An 18,039-nucleotide genomic window follows, 5' to 3' on the forward strand; every position below is an offset into this window, starting at 1 on the left:
GAAAGCCACAGAGCATCGCCAAGCAGCCTGACGGCGGCCTACGCCGGATGCTTACAGCGGTTTTCCGGTTTACCCCCAGCAACAATGCCCATCGCAACCGAAGAGATGCCCTTACTCGATGTGCGCACCAGAAACATCGCGCAGATCCAGATCCGGAGGTCGAGCTTAGTGCCGGACACTCTTGGCCATATGCCCGCCGGACGAAGTAGAAACTGAAAGGCAGCGCAAAATGAGGCAAAGTTCTGAAATTCTAAGCCGGGTCAGTGGCTTACGCTATTAGCTGCTCTCTTTCGTGGATAAGTGGGTCGCCGGATGTGCCCCTGTCACTATTACGCCTCCAGTTGTGGGCGAAATGCTCCCTGCCCCGCGTAAAAGAGCATCCAGTATGCAACCGCTCCGGCAGCCTGCGGCTTGTTGATTTGAGCTTAGAAAGGACCAGTCATGGCGGATGCAAAAGATCGAGGTCGGCACGCAGATCGTCCACGGGCGATACCCAAGCCCGGGTGGCGCGACATCCTGCTGCGCGTGAAGGACGAGATCACGACCGACCATGTCTCGATCGTGTCGGCAGGCGTCGCCTTCTTCGGCCTGATCGCCGTCTTTCCCGCCATAGCGGCGCTGATCTCGATCGCGGGGCTGATCTTTGACCCCGCGTCGATCGAGGCGCAGCTCGAAGGACTCGCCGGGGTGCTGCCAGAAAACGCGGCCGCCATCCTGCAAGAGCAGGCGCGCAAAGTGGCAGAGGGCGCCGGAACAGGCGTTGGCTTGGCCGCTGCCGGCGGCATCTTGCTGTCGCTCTACAGCGCATCGAAGGGCATGAAGACGCTGATGGAAGGGATGAACATCGCCTATGATGAAAAAGAGAGCCGCGGTTTCATCGCCCTGAACGTCACTGCGCTCGCGCTCACGCTGTTCCTGATCGTGGGCATCCTCGTCGCTTTCACGGCGACCCTCGCTGCACCGGCGCTGCTGGGCGCACTGGGGCTGTCAGAGGGCGTCAAGGCTGCCGTCACCTATGGCCGTTGGCCGCTCGTCGGCCTGTTGACGATCTTCGGGCTTGCAGTGGTCAATCGCTACGGCCCTTCGCGTGAGAATCCCCAATGGAAATGGGTGAGCGTCGGCGCAGTCGTCAGCACCATCATCTGGCTTCTGGGCTCGATTGCGTTTTCGATCTATGTGCGAAACTTCGGCAGCTACAACGAGACTTACGGTGCCCTCGGTGGGGTCATCATCTTGCTGACGTGGCTCTGGCTTTCGGCGTTCATCGTCCTCTTCGGGGCAGAGCTCAATTCCGAGATGGAGCACCAGACCACCACCGACACGACAACGGGCGATCCCCTGCCACGCGGCGAACGCGGAGCCGCCAAGGCCGACACCGTCGGCAAGACGCCGTAGACGACAGCTGCGAAGCCACCCCCTGTTTCGTCAGCGCCTTCCATGACGCGATGTCTGGGAAGCGCTGTACCTACCGTAGGGCAAGAATAGCGCCGATTCCTATCCGCAGGGCGATCAGCGTGAGCAGCCCCAGGATGATCCGGTCGAATACAGTGCGCGACACCCGCCGCGCAAGGGCGGCACCCACGGGCATTGCCGCCAGAAGTGGAACAAGTGCCCCGACGCTCAGCGCCGCGCGGAGGGGCGTCAGCACGCCCCATGCCATCAGAAGCGGAATCTGGATCACCGACATCAGCGCGAAGAACACCGAGATCGCCGAGATAAATGCGCCGCGTTCCATCCGGATCGCGTTCATGAAGGTGATGGAGACCGGCGCCGACAGACCGGTTGCCCCCTGCAGCACCCCGCCCGCAAATCCGGCAGGAAGGGCGAGGCGGACGGCAGCTTTCATCGCGAGGCTCCAGTCGGGCCGGGCCAGCCGGAACGCCACATAGAGCAGAACGGCCGCGGCCACCCCGAGCATCAGAAGATCCGAGGGCAGGCTGACCAGCATCACCGTTCCCACTCCTGCGCCCAAAGCTCCGCCAAGCGCAAAGCCGAAGACGAGCGCACGTGAGGGAAGGTGCCGGCGGTAGCTCCACCCCTGCCAGACATTCGAGACGAGGTTCGGCAATGTCAGCAGCGCAACCGCCAGCCTGACGTCGTAGAGCATCGCCAACAGCGGCACCGCCAGCACGGGTGCCCCCGCGCCCGTCGCGCCCTTCAGGATACCGCCCAGCGCCAGGCCCGTGGCGCCCAGCAAAAGCCCGGTCCAGTCGATCACAGCCAGCCCCTTTCGTTGATCAGGCCGACGTCGCCCGTCCAAGGGGCTCGGCCTTGCCGCACATGGTGAACCTGTCCGAGCCGATGTTCAACGCTCGGTCCCGCGATCACGGACTCTGTTGAGCGGTGGCCGCTGATGGCGAGGACGGAGGCGTTTCGGAAGCTGCGGAAGGATCGCGGTCACCATCAGCGGCTGACGCATGAAACGATGATCAGGCCGCAGAAATGCAGCCCGAAGCGTTGGCTGCCGCCTCATCGGCAGGTCCAGAAATTCGCCCGCAAATTTCGCTGGGTGCGTGAGTTATTTGCTCTGAAAGTGCCGCTTTCTTAACAGTTCGCATCGTTTTTGCAGCCTACAGTCGGATGCAAGGAGGTCTGGACCATGCGCCAAAACGAAGATGCGCGCCTTGATGCGCTTTACCAGCTCAACCTGCTGGACACGCCGTCGAGTGCGAGCTTTGACCGCATCACGCGGATGGCGGCGCAGATTTTCGGTCTGCCCATCTCGGCTGTGTCGCTCACCGACCATGATCGACAGTGGTTCAAGTCGCGCGTTGGCGTGCAGCACGACAGCATCCCGCGCGAGAAAGCTCCTTGCGCTGACGTCGCGGTGACAAGCGCAGCGCTGATCATTCCCGATCTGCTCGCGGACGATCATTACGCAGACAGCTTCCTAGCGGGAACAGGCGTCCGCTTCTATGCCGGGGTTCCGCTCATGACCCGCGACGGCTTCGGGCTTGGCTCGCTCTGCGTGCTCGGCACCGAGCCACGTGAGACCTCGGACACTGAGATGGCCAGCCTCGCCGATCTGGCCGACATCGTCATGGCCCAAATCGAGATGCAGCACGCGTTCGGCCGGATCGATCCGTCAAGCGGACTTCCCAACAGAACCCAGTTCCTGGACGACACGGAAGATCTCGGCCGGGATCAGGCGGGTCAGCGCCGCTGCGCGGTGCTGTTGGATCTGGCGCGCAACGACCAACTCGACAACGGCCTGCGCGTCATCGGCCCGTCGTTCACGGACGACCTGGTGCAACAGGCAGCCATGGCGCTTCGCGCCGCTCTGGGTCCAGAGCGGACGGCTTATCACGTGGCCGCCACACAATTTGCGTTCCTGTCTCCCCCGGACCAGGATCCGGAGTCATATCTCGCGTTGCTCACGTCGATGCTCATCGATGGCCGAAGCATCTCGAGCGTGCGGTTCGCCGTCGATACCGTCATCGGCGTCACCCCAATCGTCCTCGGGACCACGAGCCCGCGGGATATATTGCGCCGGGCCTACAGTGCCGCGCAGGATGCGCGTGCAACAGGCAACATCATCAGCGTCTACTCGCCTGACCGCGACCGCGTTCACGCGCGCCGGTTCGAGCTGCTGAGCGATTTCGGCGCGGCACTGGAGGCGCCGGATCAGCTGAGACTCGTCTTTCAGCCGCGCATCGACCTGATGTCCTGGCAGTGCATCGGCGCCGAGGCCTTGCTGCGCTGGACCCATCCTGTTCTGGGAGCGGTGTCTCCCGAAGAGTTCATTCCAATCGTTGAGCAGACGTCGCTTGCCAAGCCCGCAACAGAGTGGGTCCTTCGGACTGCCATGCGGCAGCTTTCGGCTTGGCAAGCAGGCGGTCTGGACCTCCGGCTCTCGATCAACGTGTCCGCGGCAAATCTGGAAGAGAGCGACTTTGCCGAACGTGTGCAGCTTTGCCTGGCAGAGCACCGTCTTCATCCGGGCCTTGTCGAGTTGGAGGTGACGGAGAGCGCCGGGATGGAAAACATCGCCCGCGCAACGGAACAACTGCTGGCTCTGAACTCGGCTGGTGTGCAGCTAGCGCTCGATGACTTTGGCACGGGGTACAGCAGCCTGGCTTACCTCCAGCGGTTGCCGGTGCAGGTCGTCAAGATCGACCAGTCCTTCGTCCGTGACCTGAACGAGCACGAACGAGAGCAGACGCTGGTGCGGTCGATGGTCGCTCTATCACACGACCTGGGTTTTCGCGTGGTGGCCGAGGGTGTCGAGACGGCAGCGGCGGCGGCGATCCTTGCCGGCATGGGATGCGACGAGGCGCAAGGATATCACTTCTCCAAACCGTTGGAGGCTTCGGCGTTTCGGGAGTGGCTCAACCTGCTCTCCTGCCAGCGCAGCGTCCGAGCCGGCTAGCCGGTTGGGTGAAGCGGGAACGTGATCTGATCTGTTTCCCGCCTCTCATTTTCGGAGAAACCGCAGGTTGTCTAAGGCTGCCCCGCACGGCGCCCGTCGGCGAGCGCTTCGCTCGCAACGTTCAGGCTTCAGCGGATGTTGGGTGGATCCCGCAGCCGTGGGCGCGCGTGCGACCGCCCCTAGGCTCAGGACCCATTGATCGCGGACGACGCTCGTGATTCAGGCTCCGCAAGGAGACCACGTGCATGAGCAACCTGTTCTGGCTGAACGAAGCGCAGATGGCGCGCCTTCACCCGTATTTCCCGAAGAGCCATGGCCGTCCCCGTGTCGATGACAGACGGGTCCTGAGCGGCATAATATTCATCAACCGCAATGGGGTGCGCTGGTGCGATGCCCCCAGCGAGTATGGGCCGCCGAAAACGCTCTACAACCGGTGGAAGCGGTGGAGGTGAGCAGCGCAGCTGCGAACGGGGTGTGTTCGCCAGGATCATGGAAGGGTTGGCAGCCGAGGGCACGGAACGGAAGACGATCATGATCGACGCAACTTATCTCAAAGCACATCGCACGGCTTCCAGCCTGCGGTTGAAAAAGGGGGGCGTGGCAGGCTGATCGGGCGGACGAAAGGTGGGATGAACACGAAGCTTCATGCCGTCACCGACAGTATCGGGCGTCCGATCCGTTTCTTCATCACAGCCGGTCAGGTCAGCGACTATACCGGGGCCAGGGCTTTGATGGATAGTTTGCCACCGGCAGAATGGCTGCTGGGAGATCGCGGATATGATGCCGACTGGTCCCGCGAAGACCTTGTCGATAGGGGAATTACCCCCTGCATCCCGGGGCGGAAGTCGCGCGACAAGCCGGTCCGATATGACAAACGCCGCTACAAGCGCCGCAGCAGGATCGAGATCATGTTCGGGCGCCTGAAGGACTGGCGCCGCGTCGCCACTCGCTACGATCGGTGCCCAAAGGTCTTCCTGACAGCGATCGCCCTCGCAGCAACGGTCTTGTTCTGGCTCTAAATCAATGAGTCCTGAGCCTAAGGGGCACCTGACTTGAGAGGTGAATCGGTTCCGGGCGTCTTCTAAGAGAAGACCATCTCGTTCTTTCCGCTGCAACATCGGACATCGGCTGGTTGAAGTGAGCTTGATCGGGCATTTTCCCGCCAAGCGATGAATGAGGCCGCCGGTTGTTTTAGAAGTCGAGATTGCAGCCGATCCCGGCTCGGGCTTCCGAGACGCTGCCATAGGCCTTCAGGTAGTTTTCCTCGTATGTGATGGTCCGCCAGAGGCGCTCGATGAGGAGGTTGTTTCGCCAGCCACCTTGAAGACGTCGGTCGAGGTGGACTGGTTGGCCTGTGATTGGTATTGAAAATCTCGGGCGCACCGTGTTTCGTCAGCGCCTCCTCCACAGCTTATATGCAAAAATCTACCCCCAGCGTGATCTACACCCGAAAGTCCAGGACGCGCCGGGTGAACCAGTCCAGCACGGCAGGCAGCCAGTTGACGCCCCGCGCCACGGGAATGTAGATGATGTCCACCGCCCAGCCCTGGTTAGGGCGGTTGATGGGCAGTTTCCGGAGCAGATAGGGGTAGGCCTTGTATCCCGCCGCCGGTTTGGAGACGTTCGGCTTGCGATAGAGCGCCTCGATCCCCTTGAGGTTCATTAGCGTGGCAATGTGCAGCAACCAGACCTAAGACCCCTCCTGCACCAGCAGCCTTTGCAACATCCGGCTACGCGCGAACGGGAACTCCATGTGCAGCTCAACGATCCGGTGCATCAGCTTCAGGTCGGCATCCGAAACAGGCGCTGGTTTTAGTAGACGCTGCTCCGGCTGATCCTTGTCCCGATAGCTTGACGGTTGACGCTCAGCCTCGCGGTGGGATCGATCATCTTCTTGCGCTTGGCACAAACTGGAGGAAGATACGGGGCTCAGGTCAGATCCCAGATCCCGTTGCTGCGCCATGGCTGAGGCAGCAGAATCACGGCGGGACCCTCAAGCGCAGAACTTGCGACCCTGGCTACCGTCCGCACATTCCGCCCGAATTGACAGGCTGCCTTGCAGCGATATCTTCTGTTGGTGTCAGACAAATTTCCCGGCCTGACTGTCGCCCTCGACCAGACGGCGTGGCCAGAAAAGAAAAAGAACGAGTCGATCGCCGACTGGCTGGGGCGCAAGATCGTCTCGGGCACCTTTCCCAGCGGGCAGCGCATCCCCAAAGAGATGGACTTTCTCGAAGAGACCGGGATGTCCCGTGGCGCTTATCGCGAGGCGCTGAGACGTCTGGCCGGCAAGGGCATGCTCGTCACCCGCACGCGCAGCGGAACGCGGGTCACACCGCGGGAAAACTGGTCGCTTCTTGATCCCGATGTGGTCCGCTGGAGCTTTGAAAGCGGCGCCCCGCCAGACTGGTACATCCGCGCCCTTTACGAGATGCGGGCGATGATCGAACCGCCCGCCGCCGCCTTTGCCGCCGAGCGGCGGACCGAAGAGGACCTTGAGCTCTTTCGCGAGGCGCTGCACGCGATGCGATATTGCGACATGACCGAGGACAGCTGGCACGCCGCCGATGCAAGTTTTCACCGCGCGATCCTGATCAGCTCGCACAACCCGGTGCTGCTGTCGCTCGAGTCCGGGATCACGGCCGCGGTCGCCTATACGACCGCCTTCCGCTATCGCGATATGCCCCACCCGCATACGCGCAACCCGGTCGAGGAGCACGCCGCCGTCTTCGAGCGGATCGAGGCGCGCGACCCGAACGGCGTGCGCAAGCTGATGACGGAACTCGTCGACACCGCGCTGCTCGATTCCAAGGGCACGACGGTCTTTGATCTGGGGCTGCCGACGCTCAAGATCTGAGCGCGGCCTCTAGCCCTTCACCCCGGACGAGATCATCACCGCCTCGGTCACACGCTTCTGGAAGATCAGGTAGGCGATCACCACCGGCGCCGCGGCCAGCAGCGCCACCGACATGATCCGCGCGTAGGCGACGCCGAACGAGTCGTTCACCTGAGTAATGCCCACGGGGATGGTCATCATGTCCTCGGTCGTCACGACGAGGAAGGGCCACAGGAACGCGTTCCACGACATGATGAAGGTGATGATCCCCAGGGCGGTCGTGATGCCCCAGTTCAGCGGCAGGTAGACCTTGAACAGAAGCGTATAGTCGCCGCCCCCGTCCAGCACCACGGCCTCTTTCATCTCCTTCGGGACGGCGTCGAAGAACTGCTTGTAGACGATGATGACCACCGGCACGACAAGCTGCGGCAGGATGATCCCGCCCCAGCGGTTGATCAGGTGGAGGTCGTTCATCAGCACGAATTGCGGCACCACCAGCGCCTGCGCCGGCACCATGAAGCTGGCCAGCACGACGAGGTAGAGCACGCGGCGGCCGGGGAACTCCATCTGGCTGAGCGCATAGGCGCACATCATGCCGGTCAGCAGGACGACGGCCGTGATGATGACCGCGGTGCCGATGGAGTTGATGTACCAGTCCATGAGGCTCGTGTTGAACAGGGCGTCGACATAGGACGACAGGTTCAGCTCGTCCGGCAGCAGGCCCGCATCGGCCGAGACCACCCGGTTCTCGGTCCTGACCGACGTGACGAAGGCCCAGTAGAGCGGGAAGATCCAGATCAGACCGGCAAGCAACGTGATGCAGGTCAGCACACCATTCTCAAGGCGAGTCTTGCGGGTCATCTGTTTCTTCCCCCGATCCGAAGCACCTGGAACTGCAGCACCGAGATCACCACGATCAACAGGAACAGCACCAGCGAGATCGCGGCCGCGTAGCCGCCGTTGTTCAGCTGGAAGGCCTCGCGATAGACCATGAGCAGCAGCACATAGCTGGAGTTGAACGGGCCGCCCTCGGACAAGAGGTAGATCTGGTCGAATATCTTGAGCTGCAGGATCAGCTGCAAGGTCAGCACCAGCGCCGTGACCGGCCACAGAAGCGGCCACGTCACCCTGAAGAAGAGCTGGCGCCGCGTCGCACCGTCAAGCTTGGCGGCCTCGTAGAGCTCCTCGGGGATGTTACGCAGCCCGGCGATGAAAAGCAGCACGTTGAAGCCGTTCGTCCACCAGATCGTCACGACCGCCACAGACGGCATGACCCAGAACGGGTTTTTGAAGACGGGCACGCGCTTGCCGGTGAAGAACTCGATCATCGGCTGCAGGATGCCGAACTGGAAGTCGAGCATCCAGGCCCAGATCTGCGTGACCACCGACACCGGCAGCACATAGGGCGTGAAGAAAAGCACCAGCGCCAGCGCCTGCATCCTGCCCGAAAGACGGCTGACGGCCAACGCGATGACGAGGGCGAGCGCGGTCGTCGGCACGACCGTCAGCAGCACGAAATATCCGTTGTTCTTCAGGGAGGTGTAGAAGAGCCGGTCCGAGAACAGCCTTTCGTAGTTCGCGAACCCCACCCAGTTGCCGCCGCCGATCAGCGGCGCATCGGTGAAGCTCATGCGGACGACCTCGACGATCGGGTAGGCGAACACCAGCGCGAAGATAGCCACGAAGGGCAGGATCAGCGAGAACGCCACGAGCCTGTGTCGCGATCTGTTCCGGATCATGGCCATGTCGTCAGATCTCCTCCCAAGTCTTTGAGAAGCCCCCGCGCGGCAGGTTGCGCGCAAGGGCCGGTCGTCACTGCATGCGGTTCTGAAGTTCGACCTTCATCTGCTCGACCGCATCCTCGGGCGACAGGTAACCGTGCACCGCCGGCGAGATGATGTTCAGCGCGGCGTCATAGGTCGGCGAGGCCACCCCGGCGACGATGCTGCGCGGATCGTAGGTCGCGTCCTCGGCCAGTTCGGCGTAGGTGGCGTTGGGTTCCATCGCCTCGAACTCGGCGCTTTCGGCGACCGGCTTGTAGGCGGGGATGTGCCCGGCGTCGGCCCACTGGATCGCGTTCTTCTCCATCCAGCCGACCACTTCCATGACGGCCTCGCGCTTTTCGGCGGACATTTCTTCGTCGCCCTGGACCGGGATCGCCCAGGCGTGGCTGTCGGCCCAGGTGGTCTGGGTGTCCATCAGCTGGGGCACCTCGACCGCGCCCCATTCGAACCCGAGCGAGCCGTCCGCCTCGAGGTCCTTCATCGTCGGCACTTCCCACACCCCGTTGAGCTGGAACGCGGACTGACCCGACGTGAACAGCGCGACCGAAGCCTCGTAGAGCGCCTGCTCGGGCTGCCAGCCCTGCTCCTGCCAGTTGGTCATGATCTCGACCGCGCGGATCGCCTTCTCGGTGCTGTCGCCGGGCAGCACCTCGCCGTCCTCCGAGATCAGCGTGCCGCCCTGCTGGGCGAGCAGCGTATAGAAGACACGGTAGGCGCCGCCATCGTCACCCGTCGCGTAGGTCACCGGCGTTTCCGACCCGTTATCGGCCGCGGCCTGCATCGCCTCTTCGAAGTCGTCGAGGTTTTCGATGCCCGTCAGGTTGCCCTCGTCATCGAGGAAGCGCGTCCCTTCAAGGTAGGATTTGTTGTAGTAGAGCACGATCGAATGGATATCGAAGGGCACGGCGTAGAGCGTGCCATCGGGCCCCTTGGCCGCGTTGATCGAGCGCTCGAAGAAGTCGTCTTCGCTCAGCCCGGCCGCTTCCATGTCGGCTTCGGTGATCGGCGTCAGCACCCCTTCGTCCAAGCCGAGGGGCAAGCGCGACAGGTGGTAGGTCATCAGGTCCGGTCCGGCGCCGACGGCGGCAGACGTGCGGATCTTGGTGTAGAACGGCACACCCCATTCCAGCGTGGTGGCTTCGATCTGGATGTCCGGATGCTCTTCGTTGAACTGCTCGATGAGCGCCTTCATCCGTACGCCGTCGCCGCCGGCAAAGAAGTCCCACCACGTCACGGTCTGCTGGGCATAGGCCGGCATCGCCGTCCCTGCGAGCGCTGCAAAAGCGGAAATTCGTGCAAATGTCGTAAGTTTCATTCGGTTCTCCTCCTTGAACCGGGCCGCGCACCGACGCGTCCCCTCCCTCTGGCCCTGCCGTTCGGGCAGAACCTACCGAAGCCTCACGCCGTCAGGCGTGAAGGCGAAAACCTTGTCCGGCGGCGCATCGAGGCGCAGCGTCTGCCCCTCCAGGCGATCACGGCTACCGCGCCGTTCGAAGACCAGATCGGCACCGGAGGCCGAGCGCGTGTGCAGGTAGGAGTTCCCGCCAAGCTCTTCGGCGACCTCCACCGTGACAGGAAGACCGCCGCTCTCGACCGGCGACAGGTGCTCGGGGCGCACGCCCAGCACGAGCTTTGTCCCCTCCCCCGGCTTGGCTCCGTCGAGCGCAACGCGAAGCTCGCCATCTTCGCCTCGGGCGGTGATCCCCGTTTCATCGCTGTGGCTGACGACGGCGTCGATGAAGTTCATGGCAGGCGAGCCGATGAAGCCCGCCACGAAGCGGTTGTCCGGGTCGTCATACAGCGTCAGGGGCCGCCCCGACTGCATGACGTGGCCCCCCTTCAGCACGAAGATGTCGTCAGCCAGCGTCATCGCCTCGACTTGGTCATGGGTGACGTAGATCATCGTCGCCCCGATCTGCCGGTGCAGGCGCGTGAGTTCCAGCCGCATCTGGACGCGCAGCTCGGCATCGAGGTTTGACAGAGGCTCGTCGAACAGGAACACGTCGGGCTCGCGCACGATCGCGCGCCCGATGGCGACCCGCTGCCGCTGTCCGCCGGAAAGGGCCGAGGGCTTCTTGTCCAGGTGGTCGCTCAGCTGCAGGATTCTGGCCGCCTCGCGTACCTTTTCCTCTCGCTCGGCGCGGGGGGCGCGGGCCAGCCGCAACGAGAAGCCCATGTTGTCGGCCACGCTCAGGTGCGGATAGAGCGCGTAGGACTGGAACACCATCGCGACGCCGCGCTTCGCGGGCTCGACGTTCGTCACGTCGCGGCCGCCAATCTCGATCTTGCCGCCGCTGGTATCCTCAAGCCCTGCGATCATGCGCAGCAGCGTAGACTTTCCGCAGCCTGACGGGCCCACGAAGACACCGAACTCGCCCTTCGGGACCTCAAGGGAGACGCCCTTGATGACGTCCACGGCCCCGAAAGATTTCTGCACGTTGGTGAGTTTGACGCCCGACATGGCTTACACGCTGAGCCGGACGACATGGTAGGACAGCGGCGCCAGCTTACCGCCGAGCACCCCGTCCTCGACTCCCAATCCGGCGCCCTGCGTCGGCGCGATGGCCTCGCTGTCCGGCCCGTTCGTCGCGCGCAGGTCGTGCCCTTCCATCACCTGGTGGTCGATGACATGTGCGCCCTCGAACCCGGTGAGCGACAGCCGCAGGTCCGCCTCTTCGGTCAGGTGCCGATTCACCAGGAACAGCGCCACGGTGCCGCCCGCGGTGTCATGGGTCGCGGCGACGTCTAGATACTGTACGTCGTCGGCGACGCTGCAGTCGTAGGTCGGCCCGTCGACCGACACGCGCAGCGCCGTGCCGCGCCCGTAGAGCGACGCCAACTGGTAGGGCCAGTAGATCGACTGCCTCCAGGCCGCGCCGTCCTTTTCGGCACGGATCGGGGCGATCACATTCACCAGCTGCGCAATGCAGGCGATCTTCACCCGGTCGGATCGGCGGATGAACTCGTTCAAGAGGCAAGCGATGAAGAGCGCATCTTCGAAGTTGTAGTCCTCTTCCAGCAGCGCGGGCGCCTCGGGCCAGTCCCAGCTCTTCCAGTTCTTCGAGTCCTGCTCGCGCTTGTGGTACCAGACGTTCCATTCGTCGAAGCAGATATAGACATCGTTCTTGGCGCGCTTCTTGGCCTTTACGAAATCGATCACGCCGGCGATGGATTGGATGTAGCGACCGGTTTCCTCGACCTTGCCGAAGAAGTTCAGCGTATCGCGGCTGGAATTGCCGAAATACTTGTGCAGCGAGATGTAGTCGACATTCTCGTAGCACTCTTCCAGAACACCGCGCTCCCATTCGGGATAGGTCGGCATCTCGTCGTTCGACGACCCGCACACCACCATTTCGGCACCCGGCGTCAGCTGGCGCAGCGCCTTTGCGGTTTCGTCGGCGAGGCGCCCGTATTCCTTGGCTTCCTTGTGGCCGATCTGCCAGGGACCATCCATCTCGTTCCCGAGACACCACATCTTCACGTTATATGGCTTCTCGACCCCGTGGCTGCGGCGCAGGTCGGACCAGTAGGTGCCCGACGGATGGTTGACGTATTCCACGAAGTTGCGCGCATCCGAGATGCCGCGCGAGCCGAGGTTGACCGCCAGCATCATGTCGATGCCCACGTTTTCGGCCCAGGTGGCGAACTCGTTGATACCGACCTGGTTGCTTTCCTTGCTGCGCCAGGCGAGGTCGAGGCGAACGGGGCGATCCTCTTTCGGGCCGATCCCGTCTTCCCAGTTGTAGGCCGACACGAAATTGCCGCCAGGGTAGCGGATCGCCGGGATATTCAGGTCACGCACCATCTGCGCAACGTCCTTGCGGAAGCCATGCTCGTCCGCCTCGGGATGTCCGGGTTCATAGATGCCCGAATAGATCGCTCGGCCCATGTGCTCGATAAAAGCGGCGTAAAGCCGGTCGTCGATCTTACTGATCTCGAATGCGCGATGGATCGCGGCTGAAACCCGCATCGAGTCCTCCCCCCATTTGTCCTACAAAACCTTACCGCAGCGCGAGGCTCTGTCAACAGGCGCAATTCCAGCCTGAAAAATGTCGGCGGGGGGGGGGGGCAGCTGCTACAGGACACGCGTCCGCGTTGGCTCCGTCGTTCGGAGCGACTGAGCAGACCGGGAATGAGGGGATATGAACGGACAATGGGACCGAACGCCCCACGAACGCTCAAGGTATCGGGCTGGAAGCTTGGCGCCCCGCGCAGCGCGTGCCGCCAGCACCGAGGAAGCGGCGCCCCTTGGGGCGCCGCAAGACCGCGCTCTACTGGATAGCGACCTGCATCTCCGCGTCGATCTGTTCTTCGGCGCGGGCGGCGCTGGCACGTAGGGCGTCGAGCATTTCGGTACCGCCCTCGATATTCGCCTCGAACCAGTCGTAGACGGGTGCGGCAGCCTCGGCGAAGGCCTGCATCTCGGCCGGAGTCGGGACGTAGATCTCGCCGCCCGCCTCGGTGAACGCCTCGTAGGCTTCGATCTGCTTGCGCTTGGGCGAGGCGAAAGTCGCCTGCTGCAATTCGGCGAAGCCGTTGACGACGACGCGACGCAACTCCTCGGGCATCGACAGGAACGTCTCGTTGTTCATCAGCCAGATCGCGGCCATGTAGGCGTGCCCGTCGAGCGTCAGGTAGGTCAGCCCGGCATCGGGGAACTTCATGTTCATGATGTCGGTGATTCCGTTCTTGGTCCCTTCGACGACGCCGGTCTGCAGCGACGTGAAGAGTTCGGGCCAAGGTACGGGCGTCGGCGACGCGCCGAGGGTCGAGACCACCTCTTGCGGCAGTTCGGCGACCACCGTGCGGATCTTGAGCCCCTCGAGGTCCTCGGGCGTCGCGATCCGCCGCTCGGTATTGGCGAAGTTGCGCCACCCGCCCGTGTTGCCGACCGTCATGACGCGGACCGTGTCGCCCGAGCTTTCCAGCGCCATGTCGCGCAGCGTACCGACGAACTCTGGATCGGTCAGAACAGCCTCGGCCACGCGGTCATCGCGCATCAGATAAGGCAGGTCGAAGACCTGGATGTAGGGAAAGATTCCCGCGGCCCCGCCGCTCGTGGCGACGAAGATGTCGATCGAGCCGTCCGCCACGCCTTGGATGCACTCGGCGCCGTTTGCGCAAAGCTGCGTGCCGATGAACAGCTCGACCTCGATGGCCCCGTTCGACGCCTTCTCGACATAGTCCTTGAAGACGACGAGGCCGTCGTAATCCTCGTCCTGCTCGTTCGAGTTCGCGGTGGCGCGCAGGGTGTATTCCTGGGCGTGGGCCGCCCCTGCAACCAGTGACGCGGCCATCAGGCCCGTGAGTAGCGTTCGCTTCAGCATCGTGTCCTCCCCTTGGACGTTCAGTTCAGGAATCCCGTCAGGCGCGGAACCGTCAGCGACAGGGCCGGGATGTAGGTGACAAGCAGGATGACAAGGATCTCCACCGCAATGAAGGGAAGAATGGCCTTCGAGATCGTCTCGACCCGCTCGCCCGACACCGCGGAGGTCACGAAAAGCACCAGCCCCATCGGCGGCGTGGCCAGTCCCACGGTCAGGTTGACGCTCATGATGATGGCAAAATGCACCGGATCGACGCCGAGCGAGGTGAAGACTGGTCCCAGGATCGGCCCCAGGATGATGATCGCCGGCCCGGCATCCAGGAACATGCCGACCACGAAGAGCAGCACGTTGATGAGAAACAGCAGCGTCAGCGGGTTTTCAGAGAGGCCGAGGATGAAATCGGCCAGGATTTCGGGGGCGTGGCTGAGGCTGACGACGGTCTTGAACGACACCGCGGCCCCCACCAGCAGCAGCACCGTGGCCGAGGCGATGGCCGACCGGCGCAGCACGGCCCCGAGGTCCGAAAGCGTCATCGTGCCCAGCACCCCGAACGAGATTACCAGGGCATAGAGCACCGCACCGGCCGCGGCCTCGGTTGGGGTGAAGACGCCCAGCAGGATGCCGCCGAGGATGATGATCGGGGTCTGCAGGGGCGCCACGGCCTTCTTGTAGACGATGCGATACTCGGGCGAGACGCGGCGGCGATAGGCCAGCAACACGAGATGCGCGGGGATCAGCAGGGCGACGAAGACCGGCCAGCCGCCGCTCCACGGGCCGTCGGGCAGGAGGCGCGTGACGAGCCAGAGCAGCCCGGCGAGGTTGGCGCGCAGCAGCACGAAGCTGACCCAGTGCTCGACCGGGGCGATGGTGACGTCGCCTGGCACCACGCGTTCGGCCTTGGGCAGGTCGTAGCGGTTCGCCATGAAGCGGACCATGATCATCAGGCCGATCCCGACCAGCAGGCCCGGAACGATGCCGGCAAGGAACAGGGCGGCAACCGACTGGCCCATGACGTAGGCGTAGATGATCATAATCCCCGAAGGCGGGATTACCGGGCCGATGACCGACGAGGCGGCGGTGATCGCAGCGGCGAAGCGGCGGGTATATCCCTGCTTCTCCATCGCCGGGATCAGGGTCGAGCCGAGCGCGGAGGTGTCGGCCACCGCCGATCCCGACAGTCCCGCGAACAGGATCGACGACAGGATGTTGACGTGGGCGAGGCCGCCCCTGAGATGCCCCATGAACGCCTGTGCGAAAGCCACCAGCCGCTCGGTGATGCCGCCGCGATTCATGATTTCGCCCGCGAGCAGGAAGAACGGCAGCGCCATCAGCGGGAAGCTGTCCATGCCGTTGTAGAGGTTGCGGTAAAGCAGGGCGAGGTCACGCTCCTGCCCGGCAAACCACAGCAGCGCACCGGGCGCAAACAGGAGGGCGAAGAAGACCGGCAGCCCGATCATCAGAAGCGTCAGGAAGACGGGCAGGAACCAGATCAGCATTACTCGGCCTCGGGCAGGTCGGCATGGCGGATCGGGGACAGCGCGTCCGCCCGCCCGCCGATCCGGACAATCTCGCGCAGGATCAGCTCGACGTTGACGCTGGTCAGCAGGACCATGCAGACCCAAACCGACATGTACATCCAGGCGAGCTTGAGGCGAACCGAGCTGCCGCCCACGAGGTCGAGCGGCAGTCGCAGCGAGGACGAGTTGAAGAGCCACCCCGACTGGACGTGGTCCCAACCAAGCTGGATGCCCAGGACGAGAACACAGAGCGACATTGCCAGCAGCATCAGCGCGAGGATCGACGCCAGACGCCCCGGCAGCAGGTCGCGCACCATGTCGATAGCGACGAAACCGGACTGCCGGTAGGCCGTGGGCGCGGCGAGGCCCGTCATCCAAAGCATCAGGAACCGCGCCGCCTCGTCCGGCCAGGGCAGGGCCGCACCCATGACGTAACGATACCAGACCTGCAGCAGGATGACCGCGACCATCGCCGCCAGAGCGCAGAGCGCGACGGCGCGGCCAAGCGCCAAGGTCCATACGTTTACCGCGCCGAGCGGCGTCAAGATGGCTGCAAGTACTGGCAAATTTCTTCTCCCCTCCGAGCGGACCCTAGTTCGCCGTGCCCAATGTGACGCGAAACCGTGTGGCTGCCCATCGGGAAACAACACCGGGTTTGATCGCCGCGTTGCCTGGCCTTCAGCTCTCGAACCCGCCCATCCGCGTGCGGGTTAGCGGTCTCACCTTTGAAGGGGTCCTTGGGGCCTCGCCACCAGCATGGCATCGTCATGCCATGGCACGCGCGCGATAGGCACCGGCGCCGATAACGGCGGCACTCCAGGCTGAGACGCGGTCGGCCGGCCCAGCCTGAAGCAGACATCTTGCTGGTTCGGCCCAGCCGCACAATTCCGCAGAGAAGCGCGCCGCTCTGGATCGGGTCGAAGCCGATACTCGGCCCTGCTCCACAGATGACTCCGGTCTTCCCTTGCACCAGCCCTATGAAAGGGAGCGCTCGAGCCGGTCGCCGACGGCATCTCGACGCCCTGCGGCACGCGGCCTCGTCCAGAAGCGCGCGTGCCTATGAGGGATCTCGCCCGCGCGTTAGACGCTGCCCCAGATGTCACGCGCGAGTGTCACGACGCGCTCCAGCTTGCGCCACTGGTCGTCCTCGGTCACCGCATTTCCGTGCTCGGTCGAGGAGAATCCGCATTGCGGCGCGATTCCCAGCTGATCGAGGTCCACGTAGGCCGAGGCCTCGTCGAATTTGCGCTTCAGCCAGTCCATCTCCTCGAGCTCGGGCGTCTTGGTGGTGATGAAGCCGGCCATGATGCGCTTGTTGCCCTTGGGCAGCAGGCGCAGGGGCTCGAGCCCCCCTGCCCGCTCGGTATCGTACTCCATGAAGTAGACGTCCACGTCGGCACCAAAGATCGCTTCGGCCACCGCTTCGTATCCGCCGGAAGCGACGTGGCTCGAGCGGAAGTTGCCGCGGCACATGTGCATCCCGATGGTCATGTCGCTCGGACGATCCTTGATCGCCTCGTTCAGCATCCAGCCGTAGCGCTCGATCAGCCAGTCCGGGTCCTGCCCCATCTCGCGGCGCTTCTCGCGCTGCGTCTCGTCACAGAGATAGGCAAAGAAGATGTCGTCGAGCTGCAGATAGCGGCAGCCGGCTTCGTAGAAGGCCGCGACCGCATCCTTATAGGCATCGACGATGCCGGCGAAGAACGTCTCGTGATCCTTGTACGGCTCGTGCCGGATCGTCTCGGGCGTCACCCGGAAATGGATCGCCGAGGGCCCGGGGATCGAGATCTTGGGGCAGACCTTGGTGCGCTCGGCCACGAAGCGGTAATGGTCCAGCATCGGGTGATCTGCGGGGAAGGCGAGCTGACCGTTGCAGACGGGAAAGAGGCTGATGTCGGCGCCCTTGAACCCGAGGCCCGCGCCTGTCTTTTCCTCGAACTCGATCCCGTCGAGCATCCCCATGAAGTCGTAGTGCCAGAAGGCCCGCCGCGCTTCGCCATCCGTGACGACGGGCAGGCCGATCTCTTCCTGACGCTGGATCAGCCGCGGGATCTCGGCGTCCTCGATCTCGCGCAGCGCCTCGCCCGAGACCCCGGCGGCGCGGGCTTGGGCGATGGCGGCAGGACGCAGGAGGCTGCCCACGTGGTCAGCACGGAACGGGGGGGATTTTGCATTGTCGGTAGTCATGGACTGCTCCTGAAGTTGG

Annotated in this window: 13 protein-coding genes and 3 pseudogenes; 4 read left to right on the top strand and 12 right to left on the bottom strand. The window is 63.6% G+C overall.

All coding sequences use genetic code 11. The features are described 5' to 3' along the window. Positions 1-441 precede the first annotated feature (441 nt). Positions 442-1,395 carry a YihY/virulence factor BrkB family protein gene (locus ACFDS3_RS11820; protein ID WP_375262555.1) on the top strand — a complete coding sequence of 318 codons (954 nt, stop codon included), beginning with the start codon at positions 442-444 and terminating at the stop codon, positions 1,393-1,395. A gap of 70 nt (positions 1,396-1,465) precedes the next feature. Here the strand turns inward: ACFDS3_RS11820 and ACFDS3_RS11825 are convergent, their stop codons facing one another. After that, a complete protein-coding gene (locus ACFDS3_RS11825; protein ID WP_375262556.1) occupies positions 1,466-2,218 on the bottom strand; it encodes a sulfite exporter TauE/SafE family protein in 753 nt (250 codons plus the stop codon). 381 nt (positions 2,219-2,599) lie between these two features. Here ACFDS3_RS11825 and ACFDS3_RS11830 point away from each other — a divergent pair, with 381 nt between their 5' ends. Together ACFDS3_RS11830 and ACFDS3_RS11835 are read left to right on the top strand one after the other, a co-directional pair. After that, the gene (locus ACFDS3_RS11830; protein ID WP_375262557.1) at positions 2,600-4,369 is read left to right on the top strand and encodes an EAL domain-containing protein; all 1,770 of its coding nucleotides are present in this window, start codon (positions 2,600-2,602) and stop codon (positions 4,367-4,369) included. A gap of 245 nt (positions 4,370-4,614) precedes the next feature. Then, positions 4,615-5,388: pseudogene (locus tag ACFDS3_RS11835) on the top strand (IS5 family transposase). 112 nt (positions 5,389-5,500) lie between these two features. Here ACFDS3_RS11835 and ACFDS3_RS11840 read toward each other — a convergent pair. Continuing rightward, a pseudogene (locus ACFDS3_RS11840) lies at positions 5,501-5,689 on the bottom strand (integrase core domain-containing protein); the annotation flags it as partial. A 94-nt stretch (positions 5,690-5,783) separates the two neighbouring features. Continuing rightward, positions 5,784-6,274, bottom strand: a pseudogene (locus ACFDS3_RS11845) (IS3 family transposase); the annotation flags it as partial. Between the two features lie 172 nt (positions 6,275-6,446). On the opposite strand from ACFDS3_RS11845, the gene ACFDS3_RS11850 reads away from it, so the two are divergent. Next, positions 6,447-7,226: a FadR/GntR family transcriptional regulator gene (locus ACFDS3_RS11850; RefSeq protein WP_375262558.1), complete on the top strand. Its 780-nt coding sequence runs from the start codon at positions 6,447-6,449 to the stop codon at positions 7,224-7,226. Positions 7,227-7,235: 9 nt separating this feature from the next. Here the strand turns inward: ACFDS3_RS11850 and ACFDS3_RS11855 are convergent, their stop codons facing one another. From ACFDS3_RS11855 to ACFDS3_RS11895, 9 genes are all read right to left on the bottom strand, one after another. Further along, positions 7,236-8,066 (bottom strand): carbohydrate ABC transporter permease, encoded by an 831-nt coding sequence (locus ACFDS3_RS11855; RefSeq protein ID WP_375262559.1) that lies wholly within the window; start codon positions 8,064-8,066, stop codon positions 7,236-7,238. Further along, complete coding sequence (locus ACFDS3_RS11860) at positions 8,063-8,950, bottom strand: carbohydrate ABC transporter permease (protein ID WP_375262560.1); 888 nt, start codon at positions 8,948-8,950, stop codon at positions 8,063-8,065. Before ACFDS3_RS11860 ends, ACFDS3_RS11855 begins: the two co-directional genes overlap by 4 nt. Before the next feature lie 67 nt (positions 8,951-9,017). Continuing rightward, positions 9,018-10,304: an extracellular solute-binding protein gene (locus ACFDS3_RS11865; protein WP_375262561.1), complete on the bottom strand. Its 1,287-nt coding sequence runs from the start codon at positions 10,302-10,304 to the stop codon at positions 9,018-9,020. A gap of 72 nt (positions 10,305-10,376) precedes the next feature. Continuing rightward, entirely contained in the window at positions 10,377-11,450 is a 1,074-nt protein-coding gene (locus tag ACFDS3_RS11870) for an ABC transporter ATP-binding protein (protein WP_375262562.1), read from the bottom strand. A 3-nt stretch (positions 11,451-11,453) separates the two neighbouring features. Then, on the bottom strand, positions 11,454-12,959 hold the full coding sequence (locus ACFDS3_RS11875; protein ID WP_375262563.1) for an alpha-N-arabinofuranosidase: 1,506 nt from the start codon (positions 12,957-12,959) through the stop codon (positions 11,454-11,456). A 301-nt stretch (positions 12,960-13,260) separates the two neighbouring features. Further along, positions 13,261-14,316, bottom strand: a complete 1,056-nt coding sequence (dctP, locus tag ACFDS3_RS11880; RefSeq protein ID WP_375262564.1) for a TRAP transporter substrate-binding protein DctP — start codon at positions 14,314-14,316, stop codon at positions 13,261-13,263. 20 nt (positions 14,317-14,336) lie between these two features. After that, positions 14,337-15,812 (bottom strand): TRAP transporter large permease, encoded by a 1,476-nt coding sequence (locus ACFDS3_RS11885; protein WP_375262565.1) that lies wholly within the window; start codon positions 15,810-15,812, stop codon positions 14,337-14,339. Beyond that, a complete protein-coding gene (locus ACFDS3_RS11890) occupies positions 15,812-16,399 on the bottom strand; it encodes a TRAP transporter small permease (RefSeq protein WP_375262566.1) in 588 nt (195 codons plus the stop codon). Before ACFDS3_RS11890 ends, ACFDS3_RS11885 begins: the two co-directional genes overlap by 1 nt. A gap of 514 nt (positions 16,400-16,913) precedes the next feature. Further along, positions 16,914-18,020, bottom strand: a complete 1,107-nt coding sequence (locus ACFDS3_RS11895) for a 5-methyltetrahydropteroyltriglutamate--homocysteine S-methyltransferase (protein ID WP_375262567.1) — start codon at positions 18,018-18,020, stop codon at positions 16,914-16,916. Positions 18,021-18,039: the final 19 nt, after the last annotated feature.

The organism is Palleronia sp. (genome assembly GCF_042089775.1).
Taxonomy (GTDB): domain Bacteria; phylum Pseudomonadota; class Alphaproteobacteria; order Rhodobacterales; family Rhodobacteraceae; genus Palleronia.

Bases quoted from the DNA above. Each gene is read 5' to 3' on its own strand.
- ACFDS3_RS11820 (WP_375262555.1), top strand. From the start codon at position 442: ATGGCGGATGCAAAAGATCGAGGTCGGCACGCAGATCGTCCACGGGCG.
- ACFDS3_RS11830 (WP_375262557.1), top strand. From the start codon at position 2,600: ATGCGCCAAAACGAAGATGCGCGCCTTGATGCGCTTTACCAGCTCAAC.
- ACFDS3_RS11855 (WP_375262559.1), bottom strand. From the start codon at position 8,066: ATGACCCGCAAGACTCGCCTTGAGAATGGTGTGCTGACCTGCATCACG.
- ACFDS3_RS11860 (WP_375262560.1), bottom strand. From the start codon at position 8,950: ATGGCCATGATCCGGAACAGATCGCGACACAGGCTCGTGGCGTTCTCG.
- ACFDS3_RS11865 (WP_375262561.1), bottom strand. From the start codon at position 10,304: ATGAAACTTACGACATTTGCACGAATTTCCGCTTTTGCAGCGCTCGCA.
- ACFDS3_RS11870 (WP_375262562.1), bottom strand. From the start codon at position 11,450: ATGTCGGGCGTCAAACTCACCAACGTGCAGAAATCTTTCGGGGCCGTG.
- ACFDS3_RS11875 (WP_375262563.1), bottom strand. From the start codon at position 12,959: ATGCGGGTTTCAGCCGCGATCCATCGCGCATTCGAGATCAGTAAGATC.
- dctP (WP_375262564.1), bottom strand. From the start codon at position 14,316: ATGCTGAAGCGAACGCTACTCACGGGCCTGATGGCCGCGTCACTGGTT.
- ACFDS3_RS11885 (WP_375262565.1), bottom strand. From the start codon at position 15,812: ATGCTGATCTGGTTCCTGCCCGTCTTCCTGACGCTTCTGATGATCGGG.
- ACFDS3_RS11895 (WP_375262567.1), bottom strand. From the start codon at position 18,020: ATGACTACCGACAATGCAAAATCCCCCCCGTTCCGTGCTGACCACGTG.